At 72.1% G+C, this 16,900-nt stretch carries 16 protein-coding genes and 1 pseudogene; 9 read left to right on the top strand and 8 right to left on the bottom strand.

The genetic code is table 11. From position 1 onward, the window contains the following. From AOK23_RS50310 to AOK23_RS26835, 3 genes and pseudogenes are all read right to left on the bottom strand, one after another. Window positions 1–128: pseudogene (locus AOK23_RS50310) on the bottom strand (TetR family transcriptional regulator); the annotation flags it as partial. Window positions 129–154: 26 nt separating this feature from the next. Further along, window positions 155–1,165, bottom strand: a complete 1,011-nt coding sequence (locus AOK23_RS26840; protein WP_055715203.1) for an aldo/keto reductase — start codon at window positions 1,163–1,165, stop codon at window positions 155–157. Window positions 1,166–1,293: 128 nt separating this feature from the next. After that, on the bottom strand, window positions 1,294–2,292 hold the full coding sequence (locus AOK23_RS26835; protein WP_079049718.1) for a DUF4394 domain-containing protein: 999 nt from the start codon (window positions 2,290–2,292) through the stop codon (window positions 1,294–1,296). 234 nt (window positions 2,293–2,526) lie between these two features. On the opposite strand from AOK23_RS26835, the gene AOK23_RS26830 reads away from it, so the two are divergent. Continuing rightward, window positions 2,527–3,642 (top strand): endonuclease/exonuclease/phosphatase family protein, encoded by a 1,116-nt coding sequence (locus tag AOK23_RS26830; protein WP_055715202.1) that lies wholly within the window; start codon window positions 2,527–2,529, stop codon window positions 3,640–3,642. Window positions 3,643–3,779: 137 nt separating this feature from the next. On the opposite strand, the gene AOK23_RS26825 is transcribed toward AOK23_RS26830, so the two are convergent. Next, entirely contained in the window at window positions 3,780–5,162 is a 1,383-nt protein-coding gene (locus tag AOK23_RS26825) for a glycine--tRNA ligase (RefSeq protein WP_055715201.1), read from the bottom strand. Between the two features lie 183 nt (window positions 5,163–5,345). Between AOK23_RS26825 and AOK23_RS26820 the strand changes: the two genes are divergently transcribed. From AOK23_RS26820 to AOK23_RS26805, 4 genes are all read left to right on the top strand, one after another. Then, window positions 5,346–6,308, top strand: coding sequence for a metal ABC transporter substrate-binding protein (locus tag AOK23_RS26820; protein WP_055715200.1), 963 nt, complete (start codon window positions 5,346–5,348; stop codon window positions 6,306–6,308). Window positions 6,309–6,327: 19 nt separating this feature from the next. Further along, the gene (locus AOK23_RS26815) at window positions 6,328–7,095 is read left to right on the top strand and encodes a metal ABC transporter ATP-binding protein (protein WP_055715199.1); all 768 of its coding nucleotides are present in this window, start codon (window positions 6,328–6,330) and stop codon (window positions 7,093–7,095) included. A gap of 13 nt (window positions 7,096–7,108) precedes the next feature. Then, window positions 7,109–8,053, top strand: a complete 945-nt coding sequence (locus AOK23_RS26810) for a metal ABC transporter permease (RefSeq protein WP_055715198.1) — start codon at window positions 7,109–7,111, stop codon at window positions 8,051–8,053. A gap of 70 nt (window positions 8,054–8,123) precedes the next feature. After that, complete coding sequence (locus AOK23_RS26805; protein ID WP_055715197.1) at window positions 8,124–8,546, top strand: Fur family transcriptional regulator; 423 nt, start codon at window positions 8,124–8,126, stop codon at window positions 8,544–8,546. A gap of 116 nt (window positions 8,547–8,662) precedes the next feature. Here AOK23_RS26805 and AOK23_RS26800 read toward each other — a convergent pair whose 3' ends face one another. Genes AOK23_RS26800 through AOK23_RS26785 form a run of 4 tightly spaced genes read right to left on the bottom strand, consistent with a single transcriptional unit; the run spans window position 8,663 to window position 11,098 of the window. Further along, window positions 8,663–9,181, bottom strand: coding sequence for a YcxB family protein (locus AOK23_RS26800; RefSeq protein ID WP_055715196.1), 519 nt, complete (start codon window positions 9,179–9,181; stop codon window positions 8,663–8,665). A gap of 3 nt (window positions 9,182–9,184) precedes the next feature. Beyond that, a complete protein-coding gene (locus AOK23_RS26795; protein ID WP_055540198.1) occupies window positions 9,185–10,021 on the bottom strand; it encodes an isoprenyl transferase in 837 nt (278 codons plus the stop codon). A gap of 43 nt (window positions 10,022–10,064) precedes the next feature. Further along, complete coding sequence (gene recO / locus AOK23_RS26790) at window positions 10,065–10,814, bottom strand: DNA repair protein RecO (protein WP_055715195.1); 750 nt, start codon at window positions 10,812–10,814, stop codon at window positions 10,065–10,067. A gap of 53 nt (window positions 10,815–10,867) precedes the next feature. Continuing rightward, window positions 10,868–11,098 carry a hypothetical protein gene (locus AOK23_RS26785; RefSeq protein WP_055715194.1) on the bottom strand — a complete coding sequence of 77 codons (231 nt, stop codon included), beginning with the start codon at window positions 11,096–11,098 and terminating at the stop codon, window positions 10,868–10,870. Window positions 11,099–11,389: 291 nt separating this feature from the next. Between AOK23_RS26785 and AOK23_RS26780 the strand changes: the two genes are divergently transcribed. From AOK23_RS26780 to AOK23_RS26765, 4 genes are all read left to right on the top strand, one after another. Then, window positions 11,390–11,962, top strand: a complete 573-nt coding sequence (locus AOK23_RS26780; RefSeq protein ID WP_055715193.1) for an antibiotic biosynthesis monooxygenase — start codon at window positions 11,390–11,392, stop codon at window positions 11,960–11,962. 15 nt (window positions 11,963–11,977) lie between these two features. Further along, window positions 11,978–12,562 (top strand): HD domain-containing protein, encoded by a 585-nt coding sequence (locus AOK23_RS26775; protein ID WP_055715192.1) that lies wholly within the window; start codon window positions 11,978–11,980, stop codon window positions 12,560–12,562. Between the two features lie 212 nt (window positions 12,563–12,774). Then, the gene (locus AOK23_RS26770) at window positions 12,775–15,888 is read left to right on the top strand and encodes an AfsR/SARP family transcriptional regulator (protein WP_055715191.1); all 3,114 of its coding nucleotides are present in this window, start codon (window positions 12,775–12,777) and stop codon (window positions 15,886–15,888) included. 410 nt (window positions 15,889–16,298) lie between these two features. Then, window positions 16,299–16,900, top strand: a 602-nt coding sequence (locus tag AOK23_RS26765; protein WP_055715190.1) for a M15 family metallopeptidase, incomplete at its 3' end; no start/stop codon positions are given.

The raw sequence follows: 16,900 nt of genomic DNA, 5'->3' as shown, positions 1-16,900 counted from the left end.
GAGACCCTGACGCCGAGCGCGCGGGCCACGTCGACCACGGTGGCCTTGGCCGGGCCATGGCGGCGCAGGACCTCCTCGGTCGCTTCGAGGATGCGCTCGGCGGTCAGGGTCTCGGTGCTGGGCGTCATATCCGGAACCGTACCCGGAGCCGGATTCAGCGCTCGCTGTCGAGGTGTGCCATCTGGGCCGACGGGTAACGGTCACCCGCCGCCGCGCCGGCCGGGACGGCCTCCTCGATCGCCGCCAGGTCGGCCTGGTCGAGCCGCACCTCCAGCGCGCCCAGCGCCTCGGCCAGCCGGTCGCGGCGGCGGGCGCCCACGAGCGGCACGATGTCCTCGCCGCGTGAGAGGACCCAGGCGATCGCGATCTGCGCGACGGTCACGCCCTTCTGCTCGGCGATCTTCCGCAGCGCCTCGACCAGGTCCAGGTTGTGCCGGAGGTTGTCGCCCTGGAAGCGGGGCGAGAAGGAGCGGAAGTCCCCGGCCGCGAGCTGCCGGTCAGGGGTGAAGTGGCCGGAGATCAGACCGCGGGAGAGGACCCCGTACGCCGTGACGGCGATGCCCAGTGCGCGGGCGGTGGGGAGGATCTCGTCCTCGATGCCGCGCGAGATGAGGGAGTACTCGATCTGGAGGTCGGTGATGGGGGCGGTGGCGGCGGCTCGGCGGATCGTCTCCGCGCCGACCTCGCTGAGGCCGATGTGGCGGACGTACCCCTTCTCGACGAGTTCGGCGATCGCGCCGACCGTCTCCTCGATCGGGACGTCGGGGTCGACGCGGGCGATCCGGTAGACGTCGATGTGGTCCGTGCCGAGCCGCTGGAGCGAGTAGGCGGCGAAGTTCTTCACGGCCGCGGGCCGGCCGTCGTAGCCGGCCCAGCCGCCGTCCGGGTCGCGCAGCGCCCCGAACTTGACGCTGATCAGGGCCTGTTCCCGGTGCGCGGCCGGTGCGGTACGCAGCGCCTCGCCGATCAGCAGCTCGTTGTGGCCCATCCCGTAGAAGTCGCCGGTGTCGAGCAGGGTCACCCCCGCTTCGAGGGCCGCGTGGAGGGTGGCGATGGACTCGGCCCGATCGGCCCCGCCGTACAGCGCGGACATGCCCATGCAGCCGAGGCCGAGGGCGGAGACCTGGGGGCCGGTGGTTCCGAGGGTGCGGGTTCGTGTCGTCATGCCACCACCCTGACATGACAGCTGACAGATTTCAATATCTGTCAGCTGTCATCTGTCATTTGTCAGTCGCTGGTCAGCGCTCCCCGCTCGCCCGCGCCTCTCGCGCCTCTCGCGTCTGCCGGGCGGCGTCAGCCCTGCCGCAGCGGTATCGCCAGATCGATCACCTGCCTCGCCCTCGGGAAGCTCCCCAGTCCGCTCGCCCGCCCGGTCAGCAGGTCGACGCCGTACACCCGCGACCCGGTGACCGCGTACCCGGCGTTCACCCCGTTCCGCCCGTTGCCGTGGATGTCGAACCCGGCGGTCGGCGGCAGGTCGACGCCGAGCCTCCCGGTGGGCGCGAGGTTCCCCGCGTTGGCCGGGGACTGCACGGAGATCCGGTCCAGGGCGGTGTCGAGGTCGAACAACGTGGTGGCCGTGCCTGCGTCGAGGTCGTTGTTGGTGTACGCCGCCCCGGTCACCCCTGGGGCGGTCGCGCCGCCGATGGCGGGCGGGACCGGCGGGTTGGTGAGAGTGCCGTCGACGGCGGTCGTCCCGGCGGCCGGGGCGCCCTGCGGGTCGTCGAGGTTGTGGCGGAGGTTCTGCCCGGTGTCGCTGATCACCCGGAGCCGATCGGCGGCCGGGTTGAAGTCGACGCCGTACGTGCGGCCCCGGAGGGCCACCGAGAGCTGCGAGACCTTGGTGGCCCTGGCACCCGCCTCGCGCAGCGTGTAGACGCCGCCCTTGTCCCCGACGCCGTACAGCTTGTTGTTCTGGACGCGGTAGTCGATGCCGACGAGCCTGGTGTCGCCCTTGAGCCCGCGGACCTTGCCGAGCGGTACGGCGGCCCCGGGCCTGTCGACCCGGAAGACGACGAGCCGCTGGTCGGTGGTGAGCCCGACGGCCTTCAGCCCGCTCGGCACCCGAGCCCCGCCGACCGGGACACCGCCCTTGGCCTCGATACCGGTACCACCGCCGGAACCGGCAGCGTCACTCGCCGCCCCGGACGCCGCCGCCCCGGACATCGACGCCCTGGACGTCGCCCCGGACCCCGACGACGAAGGTCCGCCGAGCGCCCCAGATCCGACCGCGCCGACCGTGCCGATCGCGACGGCCATGGTGAGTACGCCGATGACTGTCTGCTTGCGCATGTACGCCCCCGTGGAAGATGCGCGGCCCGCCCCCTGCGGGCCTCATGACCTCTCCTTCGGAGCGGGGACGGATACGGATGGGTGCCGCGTACGGGAAATTTCCGGGAACCGGCGGAAGTCGCCCTGACGTTCCGTTGGACACGGTTCATCCCCTCTCCGACAATCGGACCATGCGAAGGGTCGGCGCGCGGTCACCGCGCCCCGGCATCGGCCGCGCGGCTCCCTGGAGGGCGCATGACGATCCGTATCGCCACGTTCAACGCCGAGAACCTCTTCCGCCGGCCGAAGGTGTTCGGCCTCCAGGACCCCGAGCGGCGCAAGGAGATCCTGGACGACTTCAACGAACTGGTCGCCCTCCTCGACAAGGACATCTACCAGGAGGCGGACAAGGAGCGGATCGCCGAACTGATCGTGAAGCACGGCGCCCACGACCCGGCCGGGGGCGGCGACCACCCGTTCCTCGTCAACCAGCCGCGGGGCGGCGCCAAGTTGTTCACGGTCGGACCGTCGGGCGGCTCCGGCATCCGCATCGTCGCCAAGGGCCGCTCGAAGTGGGCGGGTTGGGCTGAGATGACGCGCGGCGACCTCAGCTGGCAGGCCGTGGAGAACACCGCCCGGGTGATGGCGGAGGTCGACGCGGACATCCTCCTCACCGTCGAGGTGGAGGACCGCATCACCCTGGACCGCTTCAACTCCCAGGTCCTGGGCGGTGCGTTGGGCAACCGCCCGTACCCGTTCAACCTGCTGGTCGACGGCAACGACAACCGGGGCATCGACGTGGGCGTCCTCAGCCGGTTCCCGATCACGTCCGTGCGGTCGCACATCTTCGACCCGGGCGAGTCCGGGCAGCCGGTGTTCAGCCGGGACTGCCCCGAGTTCGAGATCGACGTCGCGGGCGAACCCCTGTGGATCCTCGGCAACCACTTCAAGAGCAAGGGCTTCGGCCGCGCCTCGGAGAACGACAGGCGCCGCAAGGCCCAGGCCCGGCGCGTCCGGGAGATCTACGAGGCGGCGCTGGGCCGTTCGCCCCGAGTCGTCGTCGCCGGGGACCTCAACGACTCCCTCGACAGCGCCCCCGTCAAGCTCCTCCTCGACGCGGGCCTGCGCGAGGCCATGACCCACGACAGCTACGAAGGGGTCCTGCCGGGCACCCACGGCACCGGCAAGCGTGACGAGCAGAAGCTCGACTACCTGCTGTTCTCCCCGGAGTTGTGGGACGCGGTGACCCATGTGGACGTGGAACGCCGGGGCATCTGGGCCCCCAGGACCTTCCCGTCCTTCACCACGGTCACCTCGAAGATCGACCAGGCCTCGGACCACGCGGCCCTGTTCGCGGATCTGGACCTCTGAGCCGGAGCCTCCGGGACGCCTCGAAAACAGACAGTTCCCCGGCCCACCCAAGGGGCGCGGGGAACTGCGCGGCCGGCCACGAACGAACCCGCGGCCGGCCGACCACACAGGCCGGGCAGACGCCGACCGAAAACGACCTAGCAGCCGATGAGGCGCCCCGCGAGGTACCCCTCGATCTGGTCCAGCGACACCCGCTCCTGCTTCATCGAGTCCCGCTCACGCACCGTCACCGCGTTGTCGTCGAGCGTGTCGAAGTCCACGGTCACGCAGTACGGCGTACCGATCTCGTCCTGACGGCGGTAGCGGCGCCCGATCGCACCCGCGTCGTCGAACTCGATGTTCCAGTGCTGCCGCAGCGCCTGCGCGAGCCCCTTGGCCTTCGGGGACAGCTCGGGGTTGCGGGACAGGGGCAGGACCGCGACCTTCACCGGGGCGATCCGGTGGTCGAGGCGGAGCACCGTCCGCTTCTCCAGCTTGCCCTTGGCGTTGGGCGCCTCGTCCTCGGTGTACGCGTCGAGCAGGAACGCCAGCATCGTGCGGCCGACACCGGCGGCGGGCTCGATGACGTAGGGGGTGTAGCGCTCGCCGGCCTCCTGGTCGAAGAAGAAGAGGTCCTGGCCGGAGGCCTTGGAGTGCGCGGTGAGGTCGTAGTCCGTGCGGTTGGCGACGCCCTCCAGCTCACCCCACTCGTTGCCGCCGAACTGGAAGCGGTACTCGATGTCGGCGGTGCGCTTGGAGTAGTGGGAGAGCTTCTCCTTCGGGTGCTCGTACCACCGCATGTTCTCCTCGCGCAGACCCAGGCCGGTGTACCAGTTCCACCGCTCCTGCATCCAGTACTCCTGCCACTTCTCGTCCTCGCCCGGCTTGACGAAGAACTCCATCTCCATCTGCTCGAACTCGCGGGTGCGGAAGATGAAGTTGCCGGGCGTGATCTCGTTGCGGAAGGACTTGCCCATCTGCGCGATGCCGAACGGCGGCTTCTTGCGCGACGTGGTCTGCACCTGGGCGAAGTTGGTGAAGATGCCCTGGGCGGTCTCGGGACGCAGGTACGCGATCGAGCCGGTGTCCTGGGTGGGGCCGAGGTGCGTGGAGAGCAGACCCGAGAACTGCTTGGGCTCGGTGAACTGGCCCTTGGTGCCGCAGTTCGGGCAGTTGATGTCCGCGAGGCCGTTCTCCGGCAGGCGGCCCTTCTTCGCCTCGAACGCCTCCTCCAGGTGGTCCGCGCGGAACCGCTTGTGGCAGGAGGTGCACTCGGTGAGCGGGTCGGAGAAGGTGGCGACGTGACCGGAGGCGACCCAGACCTCGGAGGCCAGGATGACGGACGAGTCGATACCGACCACGTCCTCGCGCGACGTCACCATGTAGCGCCACCACTGACGCTTGAGGTTCTCCTTGAGCTCGACACCCAGCGGTCCGTAGTCCCAGGCGGCACGCTGACCACCGTAGATCTCGCTGCACGGGAATACGAAGCCACGGCGCTTGCTCAGGCTGACGATGGTGTCGATCTTGTCGGCGGCCACGGTGCTCTCTTCATTACGACGACGGGCGACGAAGCGATGCGCTTCAGAGCGAATGCCTCAGGTTACCGGCGGAGGCTGCCCTCCAATCAAATCGGTTCGGGGCCAGAACGGACATAGGCCTTACCCAGGGCTTACCAACAGGCTTGTTGACAATCGTTTCCAGAAAAGCTGAAAATGACTGTCATGAACGTAGTACGACGACGACTCCTGATACCCGCGGCGGCGACCGCGGCCGCCGCCCTGAGCCTCACGACCCTTTCGGCCTGCTCCACCGACAGCGCCGCCGCGGGCAACACGGACAAGTTCGACGTCGTCGCGTCGTTCTACCCGATGGCCTTCCTCGCCGAACAGATCGGCGGGAAGTACGTGAACGTCACCAACCTCACCGAGCCCGGCCAGGAGCCCCACGACCTGGAGATCAGCGCGCGGCAGACCGCGCAGCTCCAGGAGTCGGACGCGGTCCTGTACCTCAAGGGCCTCCAGCCCGCCGTCGACGATGCCGTCGGCCAGTCGGAGATCAGGACGAAGATCGACGCCGCCTCGCTGACCTCCCTGGAGGAGCACGGCAACGAGGTCGGCGGGCACGCCGCCGAGCACGACGACCACGAGCACGAGGAACTGTCCGGCAAGGACCCCCACGTCTGGCTCGACCCGGTGAAGTACGCCGAGATCGCCAAGGGCGTCGGCGCCGCCTTCGAGAAGGCCGACCCGGACCACGCCTCCACCTACAAGACCAACACCGAGGCGCTCGTCGAGAAGCTCGGCGCGCTGAACGACCAGTACGAGAACGGCCTGAAGCACACGAAGACCAAGGTCTTCATCACCACCCACGCCGCCTTCGGCTACCTCGCCGAGCGCTACGGCCTCACCGAGGAGGCCATCTCCGGCCTCGACCCGGAGTCCGAGCCGAGCGGCGCCCGCGTCCGCGAACTGGAGAAGATGGCGAAGGCCGACGGCGTCACCACCGTCTTCTACGAGACACTGGTCAGCGACAAGACCGCGAAGACCATCGCCGCCGACGCCGGGCTGAAGACCGACGTCCTCGACCCGATCGAGGGCATCACCGAGAAGTCCCGCGGCAAGGACTACTTCTCGGTCCAGGAAGCCAATCTCAAGGCGCTCCAGACGGCCCTGGGAGCCAAGTGACCATTCGGAGGACGCAGGCATGACCGAGCCCGTCATCTCGCTGCGCGGGGTACGCGCCGAACTGGGCTCGCGCACGGTCCTGCGCGGCATCGACCTCACCGTGAACCGCGGTGAGGTCGTCGCCCTGCTCGGCGCCAACGGTTCCGGCAAGTCCACCGCCGTGCGCACCGTGATCGGCCAGGTGCCGGTCACCGACGGCGAGATCGAGCTGTTCGGCACCCCCCGGCGCCGCTTCCGCGACTGGCGGCGGCTCGGTTACGTACCGCAGCGCACCACCGCCGCGGGCGGTGTGCCCGCGACGGTGACGGAGGTCGTCGCCTCCGGCCGGCTCTCCCGCGCCCGCCTCGGCATCCTCCGCCGGGTGGATCACGAGGCGATCCGCCGGGCCATCGACCTCGTCGGCCTCGCCGACCGGGCCAAGGACTCGGTGAACGCCCTCTCCGGCGGCCAGCACCAGCGCGTCCTCATCGCCCGCGCCCTCGCCTCCGAACCCGAGCTGCTGATCATGGACGAGCCGATGGCGGGCGTCGACCTCGCCAGCCAGGAGGTCCTGGCGCGCACCCTGCGGGGCGAGGTCGCCCGCGGCACCACCGTGCTGCTCGTCCTGCACGAGCTCGGTCCGCTGGAGCCGCTGATCGACCGCGCGGTCGTCCTGCGCGACGGCTGCGTCCTGCACGACGGCCCGCCCCCGAAGGCGGTCGGCCAGCACGCGCTGCCCGGCCACGACCACGTACACCCGCACGCGGCGCCCGGCACCGAACCGGTCCGCACGGGTCTGCTGAGCTGAGAAGGCACCCATCATGGAATTCCTGAACTACGCCTTCATGCAGCGGGCCCTGCTCGCCGCCGTCCTCGTCGGCATCACCGCCCCCGCGATCGGCGTCTATCTCGTCCAGCGCCGCCAGGCCCTCATGGGCGACGGCATCGGCCATGTCGCGATGACCGGCGTCGGCCTCGGCTTCCTGCTGTCCTGGTCGCCGGTGTGGATGGCGACCCTGGTGTCCGTGCTGGGCGCGGTGCTGATGGAGCTGATCCGCTGGTACGGCAGGACACGCGGCGATATCGCCCTCGCCATGCTCTTCTACGGCGGCATGGCCGGTGGTGTGATGCTCATCAACCTCGCGCCCGGTGGCACCAACGCCAACCTGATGTCGTTCCTGTTCGGCTCGCTGTCGACCGTGTCGCAGGAGGACATCACCGCGATCTGCGTCCTCGCCGCGTTCGTGATCGTGATGACGCTGGCGCTGCGCCGGCAGCTGTTCGCGGTGAGCCAGGACGAGGAGTTCGCGCGGGTCACCGGTCTGCCGGTGCGGGCCCTGAACCTGCTCACGGCGGTCACGGCGGCGGTGACCGTGACGGTCGCCATGCGCGTCGTCGGCCTGCTGCTGGTCTCCGCCCTGATGGTGGTGCCGGTCGCGGCCGCGCAGCAGCTCACCCGCAGCTTCGCGGCGACGTTCGCGCTCGCCGTGGCCCTCGGGGTGACCGTGACGATCGGCGGCACCGTCACCTCGTACTACCAGGACGTGCCGCCCGGCGCGACGATCGTGCTGCTCGCCATCGCCGCGTTCATGCTGCTCACGGCGCTGGCGACGCCGCTGGCCCGGCGGCGCGCGAAGGCGGCGGTGACGGCCGCGGCCGACCCCGCGGAGTGTGTGATCCCGGGGGCCGCCGAGGCCGCCGGGGCGGGGGTCGCCAGGGACACGGTTCCGGCCGGCCGGGGCTCCGCCGAGGGGTCCGCCGGGTGACCGGCGTCTGACCGGGGTGCCGCCGGGCTGGCACAATGGCCCGGCAAGACCGCGACGTGAGGAGGCAACGGTGACGACCGCTGGACCTGTACGAGGTCGTTCCACCCGGCAGCGGGCCGCCGTGGCCGCGGCACTCGACGAGGTCGACGAGTTCCGCAGCGCGCAGGAACTCCACGACATGCTGAAGCACCGTGGCGACTCGGTGGGGCTCACCACCGTGTACCGCACGCTGCAGTCCCTCGCGGACGCGGGCGAGGTCGACGTCCTGCGGACGTCCGACGGGGAGTCCGTGTACCGGCGGTGCTCCACCGGGGAGCACCATCACCACCTGGTGTGCCGCATGTGCGGCAAGGCCGTCGAGGTCGAGGGACCGGCGGTGGAGAAGTGGGCCGACGCGATCGCCGCGGAGCACGGGTTCGTGAACGTGGCCCACACGGTGGAGATCTTCGGCACGTGCGCGGAGTGCGCTCGCGCGTCCACGGGTGGCGAATAAGCGTCGTTCGCGACGGCGCGGATGCCGGACAAGCGTCGCCCGCGTCCGTGGGTGCCGAGTGAGCGCCGTTCGCGACCGCGGGTTCGTGGGGACTGGGCGCGCAGTTCCCCGTGCCCCTAGGTGGGCGAGCCGAGCCTCTTGTCGAGGAGTGTTCGCAGGGCGTCCACATCTGTCGTGACCCGCTTCGGGAGCAGGATGGGCGCCGGGGCGTACTCGTGCGCGTCCAGGAGGACGAAGGTGCCTCGGGTCTCCGCGTAGCGGGTGATCTCGCTCCAGCGGGACATACGGGGCGCGCCCCGGTCCGTGGTGGTCGTCACGCCCCAGAGGTCCAGCACCGTGCGGTGCACGCCCCTGGCCGCCGCCCGGCGGTGCAGACGGCGGGCCTGGGCCCGGGGCAGCACGACCAGACCGACGAGGGCCGCGGCCAGGCCCACGAGGGCCTGGGCGCCCGGGGTGCCGCCGAGCGCCAGGGAGACCGTCGTGACGAGGGCGCCCGCGCCCGCGGCGAAGAACAGCAGGCCCCGCCCCCAGCGGCCGGCGGCCGAGGCGCGCGTGGCGACGCGCAGCGCCTCACGGAAGTCCCCGACCGTCGCGCGGTACACCAGCTCGACGTGCTCCCCACCGGCCTCGGCCACGGGTCAGTCCTCCTGTCGCCCTTCCATGGCCAGCAGTTCCTCGTTCGGGATGGCACCGCCGAAGCGGCGGTCGCGGGAGGCGAACTCCACGCAGGCGCGCCACAGGTCGCGGCGGTCGAAGTCCGGCCAGAGGACGTCCTGGAAGACCATCTCCGCGTACGCGCTCTGCCAGAGCAGGTAGTTGGAGGTGCGCTGCTCGCCGCTGGGCCGCAGGAACAGGTCGACGTCCGGCATGTCGGGGTAGTACAGGTACTTCGCGAAGGTCTTCTCGGTGACCTTGGAGGGGTCGAGGCGGCCGGCGCGGATGTCCTCGGCGAGGGCCTGCGCGGCGTCGGCGATCTCGGCGCGGCCGCCGTAGTTCATGCAGAAGTACAGGGTCAGCAGGTCGTTGTCCTTGGTCTGCTCCTGGGCGACCTGGAGTTCCTTGGCGACGGACTTCCACAGCTTGGGCATCCGGCCCACCCAGCGGACCCGGATGCCGAGTTCGTCGAGCTGGTCGCGGGTCTTGCGGATGAAGTCGCGGTTGAAGTTCATCAGGAAGCGGACCTCGTCGGGCGAGCGCTTCCAGTTCTCGGTGGAGAAGGCGTAGAGGGAGATGTTGCGCACGCCGATCTCGATCGAGCCCTGGAGGACGTCGAGGACGCGCTCGGCGCCGACCTTGTGGCCCTCGGTGCGCGGCAGCCCCCGCTCCTTGGCCCAGCGGCCGTTGCCGTCCATGACGATCGCCACGTGCCGGGGGACGAGTTCGCCGGGGAGCTTGGGCGCGCGGGCACCGGACGGGTGCGGCTCGGGCGTCTTGTACTCGCGGCGCTGACGCCCCAGGAACCCGCGTACCACCATGTGCTTCTCGTCTCCTCTGTGGTGCTTGCGGCGCTGTGGCCGCTCAGGACTTTTCCACGTACCGAAGGGAGCGCAGGCCGCGCTCCAGGTGCCAGTGCAGATAGGCGGACACCAGTCCGCTCCCCTCCCTGACGTACCGCGGCTCAGCGGCGTCCGCGGTCGCCCAGTCCCCCGTCAGCAGCGCGCCGAGGAGTTCCAGGGCCTGCGCAGAGGGTACGACGCTGCCGGGTACCCGGCAGTCCACGCAGACGGAGCCCCCGGCCCCCACCGAGAAGAACCGATTGGGTCCGGGCAGACCGCACTTGGCGCAGTCGCTGAAGGTGGGGGCGTAGCCGTTGACGGCGAGGGAGCGCAGCAGGAAGGCGTCGAGGACGAGATGCGGGGCGTGTTCGCCGCGGGCGAGGGTGCGCAGGCCGCCGACGAGCAGCAGGTACTGCTGCACGGCGGGCTCGCCCTCGTGGTCGGTGAACCGCTCGGCCGTCTCCAGCATGGCCGTCCCGGCGGTGTAGCGGGCGTAGTCGGTGACGATGCCGCCGCCGTAGGGGGCGATCGTCTCGCTCTGTGTGCACAGGGGCAGCCCGCGGCCGATCAGCTCGCTGCCCCGTGCGAAGAACTGCACGTCCACATGGGAGAACGGCTCCAGCCGCGCCCCGAACTTCGACTTGGTGCGCCGCACCCCCCGGGCCACGGCCCGTACGCGTCCGTGACCGCGGGTGAGCAGCGTGATGATCCGGTCCGCCTCGCCCAGCTTCTGGGTGCGCAGCACGATGCCGTCGTCGCGGAACAGACTCATGGGCCCATTCTCGCCTACGACGGCGCCGTGGCGGACCGCTCAGCGGCCGTACTTCAAGGGACCTCCCCCCGGCTGCGGGCGTTCTCGTGGGCGGTCACGGCGCGCAGCCGCTCCATCGTCGTCGCGGCCCGCACGGACCGGGGCGGGCAGTCCCACTCCCGTCCGCCGCCCACGGGCCGCAGCTGGACGTAGGGCCCCTCGTGGCCCATGACGCGGCCGACCTGCCCGGTGCGGGTGTCCACCGCGTAGGTGCCGATCGGCGGCTTCTTGCCGTTGCCGTTCACCGCGGGGCCGCCGCCGGGTGCCGGGGCGCGGGCCGTGCTCCCGCGGTTCTCGCGGGTCCCCGCCGCAATTCCTCCACCGTGTCCTCCGCCTCACTCGACGCACCGCGCCGGGTCTCGTCCCCCCGAGCCCTTCGCCCATTGCCTTCACGGTGCTACCCCCGCCGCATCGAGTTTCACTCTTCGCATCCCCGTGGTGACCTGCTGTGTCTAGACTCGGCAGGAGTCTGTGCTCCACGCCCGCGGGAGCCGTCGACGGGGCATGATCGGCGCCGGGCGTGGCACCTCGTCCTCATGCAGACCTCGCGAGTCCGGCGCGACGAGCCCGTCACCACCGTGTTCACCTGGCAGGTGCGGCCGGGCAAGGAGGACGTCTTCGAGGAGTGGACCAAGGGCGTCACGCGCAGCGCCTCCCGGTTCCCCGGCAACGAGGGCGTCGCCTGGCTGCGGCCGGAGGAGGGGCACCGGTTCCACGCGGTGCTGCGCTTCTCCGACCCGGAGCGGCTGGGCGCCTGGCTGACCTCCGACGAGCGGGCGCGCTGGCACGCGCGCATCGACGGCGTCGCCACGGAGGTGAGCAGTGAGCGGCAGTCCACCACCGGCATGGAGACCTGGTTCGATCTGCCGGGCACGAACGGGCCGGCCCCGCCGCGCTGGAAGATGGCGCTGACGACGTTCCTGGGCGCCTATCCGTTCACGCTGCTCATCCAGTGGTTGGTGGCCCCGCACACCGCCGGCTGGCCGCTGCCGTTGCGCGCGGCGGTCTTCCCCCTGGTCCTGCTGCCGACGCTGACGTTCGTGGTCATGCCGTTACTCAGCAGACTGCTGCGGAGATGGCTGTATCCGTCGCCCTCGTCCGCGCGATGACGCACACTGGCCCGCGTGACCGCCGCCGATCCGCTGACCGCCGCCGAGCCCGCCCTGCGCCCCCTGCCCGAGCGGGCCGCCGCCCTGCTGCGCGACCTCGGGGCACCGCCCCGGCTCGCCGCGCACCTCCGGCTCGTGCACGATGTGGCGGTCGAGTTGGCCGACTGGGTGGAGCGGCGGTACCCGGGGCTGCCGTTCGACCGGGCGGCCGTGCTGTTCGGGGCGGCCACGCACGACATCGGGAAGGCGGCGCACGTCGAGGAGTTGTCCGGCCCCGGCTCCGCGCACGAGGAGGCCGGACGCCGGCTGCTGCTGGACCGCGGGGTCGAGCCGGAACTGGCCCGGTTCGCGGGGACCCATGCCGCGTGGGCGGCGGACGCGGACATGGGCTTCGAGGACCTGCTGGTCGCTCTGGCCGACAAGGTGTGGAAGAACAAACGGGTGTCGGGGCTGGAGGACCTGGTGGTCGGCCGGCTGTCCGGGGCGAGCGGCCGTCCCGTGTGGGAGGAGTTCCTGGCCCTCGACGACCTGCTCTCGGCCCTGGGCGCCGACGCGGAGCGGAGGCTGGCCTTCCAGGCGGCGTATCCCGTACGCCCGTAATCCCTGCCTCCGCCACATCACTCGCACAGCTCGCCCACGAGGACATGTCGAATCTCCGTGTCGTCCACCTAAGATTCCCTGTGGTTACCCCGTTTTACGACAACTCTCTGGCGCATCATGCGTCCTGGGAAACCACTCGGCGTACATGAGCGTCGAACGTTGCGTGAGCAGCCGCTGTCCCGGCGGTCCGACGGCACGGAAGATGGGGACCCGTGGAGCTGGAATTCCGACTGCTCGGCCCGGTCGAGGCGTGGCATGCGGGGAGACCTCTGCGGCTGGGCGGCCCCAAGCCGCGCGCGCTGCTGGCCGTGCTGTTGCTGCGGGCCGGGCAGGTGGTGCCCGCGGACGTGCTGGTGGACGCGGTGTGGGGCGAGGATCCCCCGGACACCGCGCGGGCGCTGGTGCAGACGTATGTGTCGGCGCTGCGGCGGGCGCTGCCCGGGGACGCGGCGGACGCGATCGAGACGCGGCCGCCCGGGTATCTGATGCGGCTCGGGGTCGGGCGGGTCGACCTGGCGGAGTTCGAGGCGCTGACGGCGCAGGGCCGGCAGGCCGCCGCCGCGGGTGATCACGAGGGTGCCGCGCTGCTGCTGCGGGCGGCGGCGGCGCTGTGGCGCGGTCCGGCGCTCGGCGGGGTCGGGGACGCGCTGCGGGGTGAGGCCGGGCGATTGGAGGAGGCCCGGCAGGCGGCGCTGGAGGAACGTATCGCCGCGGAGCTGGAGGCCGGGGGCCATGAGGCGGAGCTGGTCACCGAGCTGACCGCGCTGGTGGGGGCGCATCCGACGTGGGAGCGGCTGCGCGGGCAGCTGATGCTGGGGCTGTACCGGCTGGGCCGCCAGGCGGACGCGCTCGCCGTCCACGCGGAGGGGCGGGCGGTGCTCGCCGAGGAGCTGGGCCTGGACCCCGGCCCGGAACTGACCAGGCTGTACGAGGCGATCCTGCGGGCCGATCCGGAGCTGCTGGCCCCCGGCACCACCACCGCCGCCGCCTCGCGGGGCGCCGCCGTGCCCCGAACGGTGTCCCTCCTGCCGCCCGCCATCGGGGACTTCACCGGGCGCGAGGAGGAACTGGCGGCGGTCGTCGCGGGGTTGTCCGGGGAGCGGGAGGCGATGCCCGTCGTGGTGGTGTCGGGGGCCGCCGGGGTCGGGAAGTCGGCCCTCGCCGTGCAGGCCGCGCACCGGGTGGCGGGCGCGTACCCAGACGGACAGCTCTACGCCGAACTCCACGGCTTCAGCGAGCCCGTGCCGCCCGCCGAGGTGCTGGGCCGGCTGCTGCGGGCCCTCGGCGCCGATCCGCCGGAGGACACCGCGGAGCGTGGCGATCTGTTCCGCTCCCTGGTCGCGGGGCGGCGGATCCTGCTGGTGCTGGACGACGCGGGCGGCGAGGCGCAGGTCCGGCCGCTGCTGCCGGGCAGCGCGACCTGCGGGGTGCTGGTCACCTCGCGGGCCCGGCTCGGCGGCCTCATCGGGGCGCGGCGCACCGACCTCGGCGTGCTGGACGACGTGCGCGGCCTGGAGCTGCTGACCCGGGTGACCGGCCCGGAACGCACCCCGGGCGAGCCCCGCGAGGAGGCCGCCGCCCGGCGCATCGTCGAGCTGTGCGGCGGGCTGCCGCTGGCGCTGCGGATCGCGGGCGCCCGGCTGGCGACGCGGCGGCACTGGACGCCCCGTGTGCTCGCCGAGCGCCTCGCCGACGAGCATCGCAGGCTCGACGAGCTCTCGGTCGGCGACCTGGCGGTACGGGCCAGCCTCGGCCTCAGCTACGAGGCGCTGGACGAGTGCGCGCGCCGGGTGCTGCGGCGCATCGCCACCCTGGGCTCGGCCGATGTCGCCGTGTGGGCGGTGGCCGCGCTCGCCGACACCCCGGAGGACGAGGCGGAGGAGATCCTGGAGCGGCTCCTCGACGCCCAGTTGATCGACTGCCCCGGCACCGACCACGTCGGGCAGCCCCGCTACCGCCTCCACGACCTGGTCCGTGTCTACGCCGCCGAACGCGCCGAGGCGGAGGATCCCCCCGGCGACCGCACGGCGGCGGTGGGCCGGGCGCTGTCCGCGGGGCTGTGGCTGATGGACCGGGTGACGAAGGCGGCGCCCTCGGGCGCGGTGGTCCTCCGGCAGAGCATCGCCCTCCAGGGGCGCGGGACCGTCCCGAGCGCGACCCCGTCGCGGGGGCGCCCGCAACCCGGTGCCGGCGAGCAGGCCGAGGCGCCTCCCCCCGTGGGCGCCCGCACCACCCGCCTCGCCCTGGAGGACCCCTTCTCCTGGTTCGACGCGGAGGCGGACGCCCTGACCTCCGCGGTCGAGCGGGCGGCGGCGATGGGCCTGCACACCCTCGCCTGTGAGGCGGCGGCGGCCCTGTGCTCCTCCTCGTTCGCCATCAAGAACCGCTTCGACGCGTGGTGGCGCAGCCATGACGCCGCGCTCGCCGCGGCCCGCCGCGCCGAGGACCGCTCGGGCGAGGCCCTGCTGATCATCGGTCTCGGGCAGCTGCGGTACGAGCAGGACCGGATCGCGGAGGCCCAGGAGTACTTCCGCACCGCCGAGCGGATCTGCACCGAACTCGGCGATGTCCGGGGCCGGTCCGCCGCGCTCGCCGGGCTGGGCAGCGCCTGCCGTGAGGTCGGCGAACTCCGCGAGGCGGAACGCGCGTTGACCGACGCGGCCGACGGCTTCCGGCGGGTCGGCGACGACACCGGGGTCGGGGTCGCCTGCCGGTACGGCGGTTCCGTACGGCTCGAACTCGGCGACCAGGAGGGGGCGTTCCCGCTGCTCGACGAGTCGCTGCGGGCCTACCGGCGGCTCGGTAGCCGGCGCGGTGAGGCGCTGGCGCTGCGCACCCTCAGCCTGGTGCACCGCTCGCTCGGCGCGTACGAGGAGGCGGCGCGGGTGGCCGAGCAGGCGCTGGAGATCCTGCGCGCCCTCGGTGACCCGCACATGGCGGCGTACGCCCTGCGGGCCCGCGCCAAGGCCCGGCTGCGGCTGGGGCACACGCGGGAGGCGGAGGCGGAGCTGCGGGAGATCCTGGAGGTCTGCCGGGTCCACGAGGACCGGTTCGGCGAGGCGCTGACGCTGCGCACCCTCGGCGAGTGCGCGTTCGCCGAGGGCCGGCCGGCGGACGCGGACGGCCTGCTGACCGCCTCGGCGGCCCTCTGGGAGGTCCTCGCCCTGCCCCTGCCCCGTGCCCGCGCGCTGCGGAACCTGTCCGCCGTGCGGGCCGCCCTCGGTGACCCGCAGGGCGCCGCCGCGCTGCGTGCGGAGGCCATGGCGGTCTTCGAGGCGTGCGAGGCCCGGGAGCGGTACGAACCGTGGCCGGGGGCACCGGCGTAACCCCGTCAGGGCCGGTCACGGCCGTGACCGCGGGGCCGAACGGCTGCTTCGGCGCGGCTTGAACTCGCTTGCGGCCGACTTGCAGAGAACTTCCAGCGGAGCCCGGCATTCTCGTGGTTCTCGGGGGAACAACGGATCGGCCGGGCGACCACCGCCCGGCCGGTCGGCCCACCGGAACGCACAGGGGACGGACCGGCGGGAACATGAACACAGTGGGATCGGAACGGCAGAACGGACGGGTCGTACCACCGTCGCCAGGCCACAGACCACCACTCAAGGGGGGAAGCCCCCGGGGAGGGACATCAGGGGATCAAGTCCCTCCCCGGGGCGCAGCCTCATCCCCCGTGACACACCTCCGGTACGAGGCCCAGGAAGCACTCGGGACTCGTGGACCCTGTGGAAGACGACGCATGCCTTCGATCATCCTGATGAGCGACCCCGAGGTCGCCCGAGTCCCGGTCCGGGACTGCGGTGAACCCCTCGTCGATCTGAGGGAACTGCCCTTCGTGGTGGTCGACCCGCGCCAGGCCGACGCGGCGGGCGCGTTCGCGCACCTGCGCGAGGGCGTGGCCTGGCGGCTGGCCAGGGCCGCCCGGCTGCTGCCGGACGGGCTGCGGCTGCTGGTGACCGAGGGGTACCGGCCGCTGGCCCTGCAGATCGAGTACTTCGAGGCGTACGCGGCCGAGTTGCGGCTCGCCAACCCGGACTGGCCGGAGGAGTATCTGCGCGAGCAGACCAGCCGTTCCCTCTCCCCGCCGGAGATCGGGCCGCATGTCGCCGGGGCGGCCGTCGATCTGACCCTGTGCACCGCCACCGGCGAGGAGCTCGACATGGGGACGGCGGTCGACGCCAGCCCCGAGGAGAGCGACGACGCCTGTTACACCGACGCGCCGCACATCTCCGAGGCGGCCCGCGGCAACCGCCGTATCCTCTCGGCGGCGCTCACCACGGCCGGACTGGTCAACTACCCCACCGAGTGGTGGCACTGGTCGTACGGCGACCGCTACTGGGC

The organism is Streptomyces torulosus, from assembly GCF_001419765.1.
GTDB lineage: Bacteria > Actinomycetota > Actinomycetes > Streptomycetales > Streptomycetaceae > Streptomyces > Streptomyces torulosus.
The sequence above is the reverse complement of the archived record's forward strand: the minus strand, read 5'-3'. Positions and strand labels throughout refer to the sequence as shown.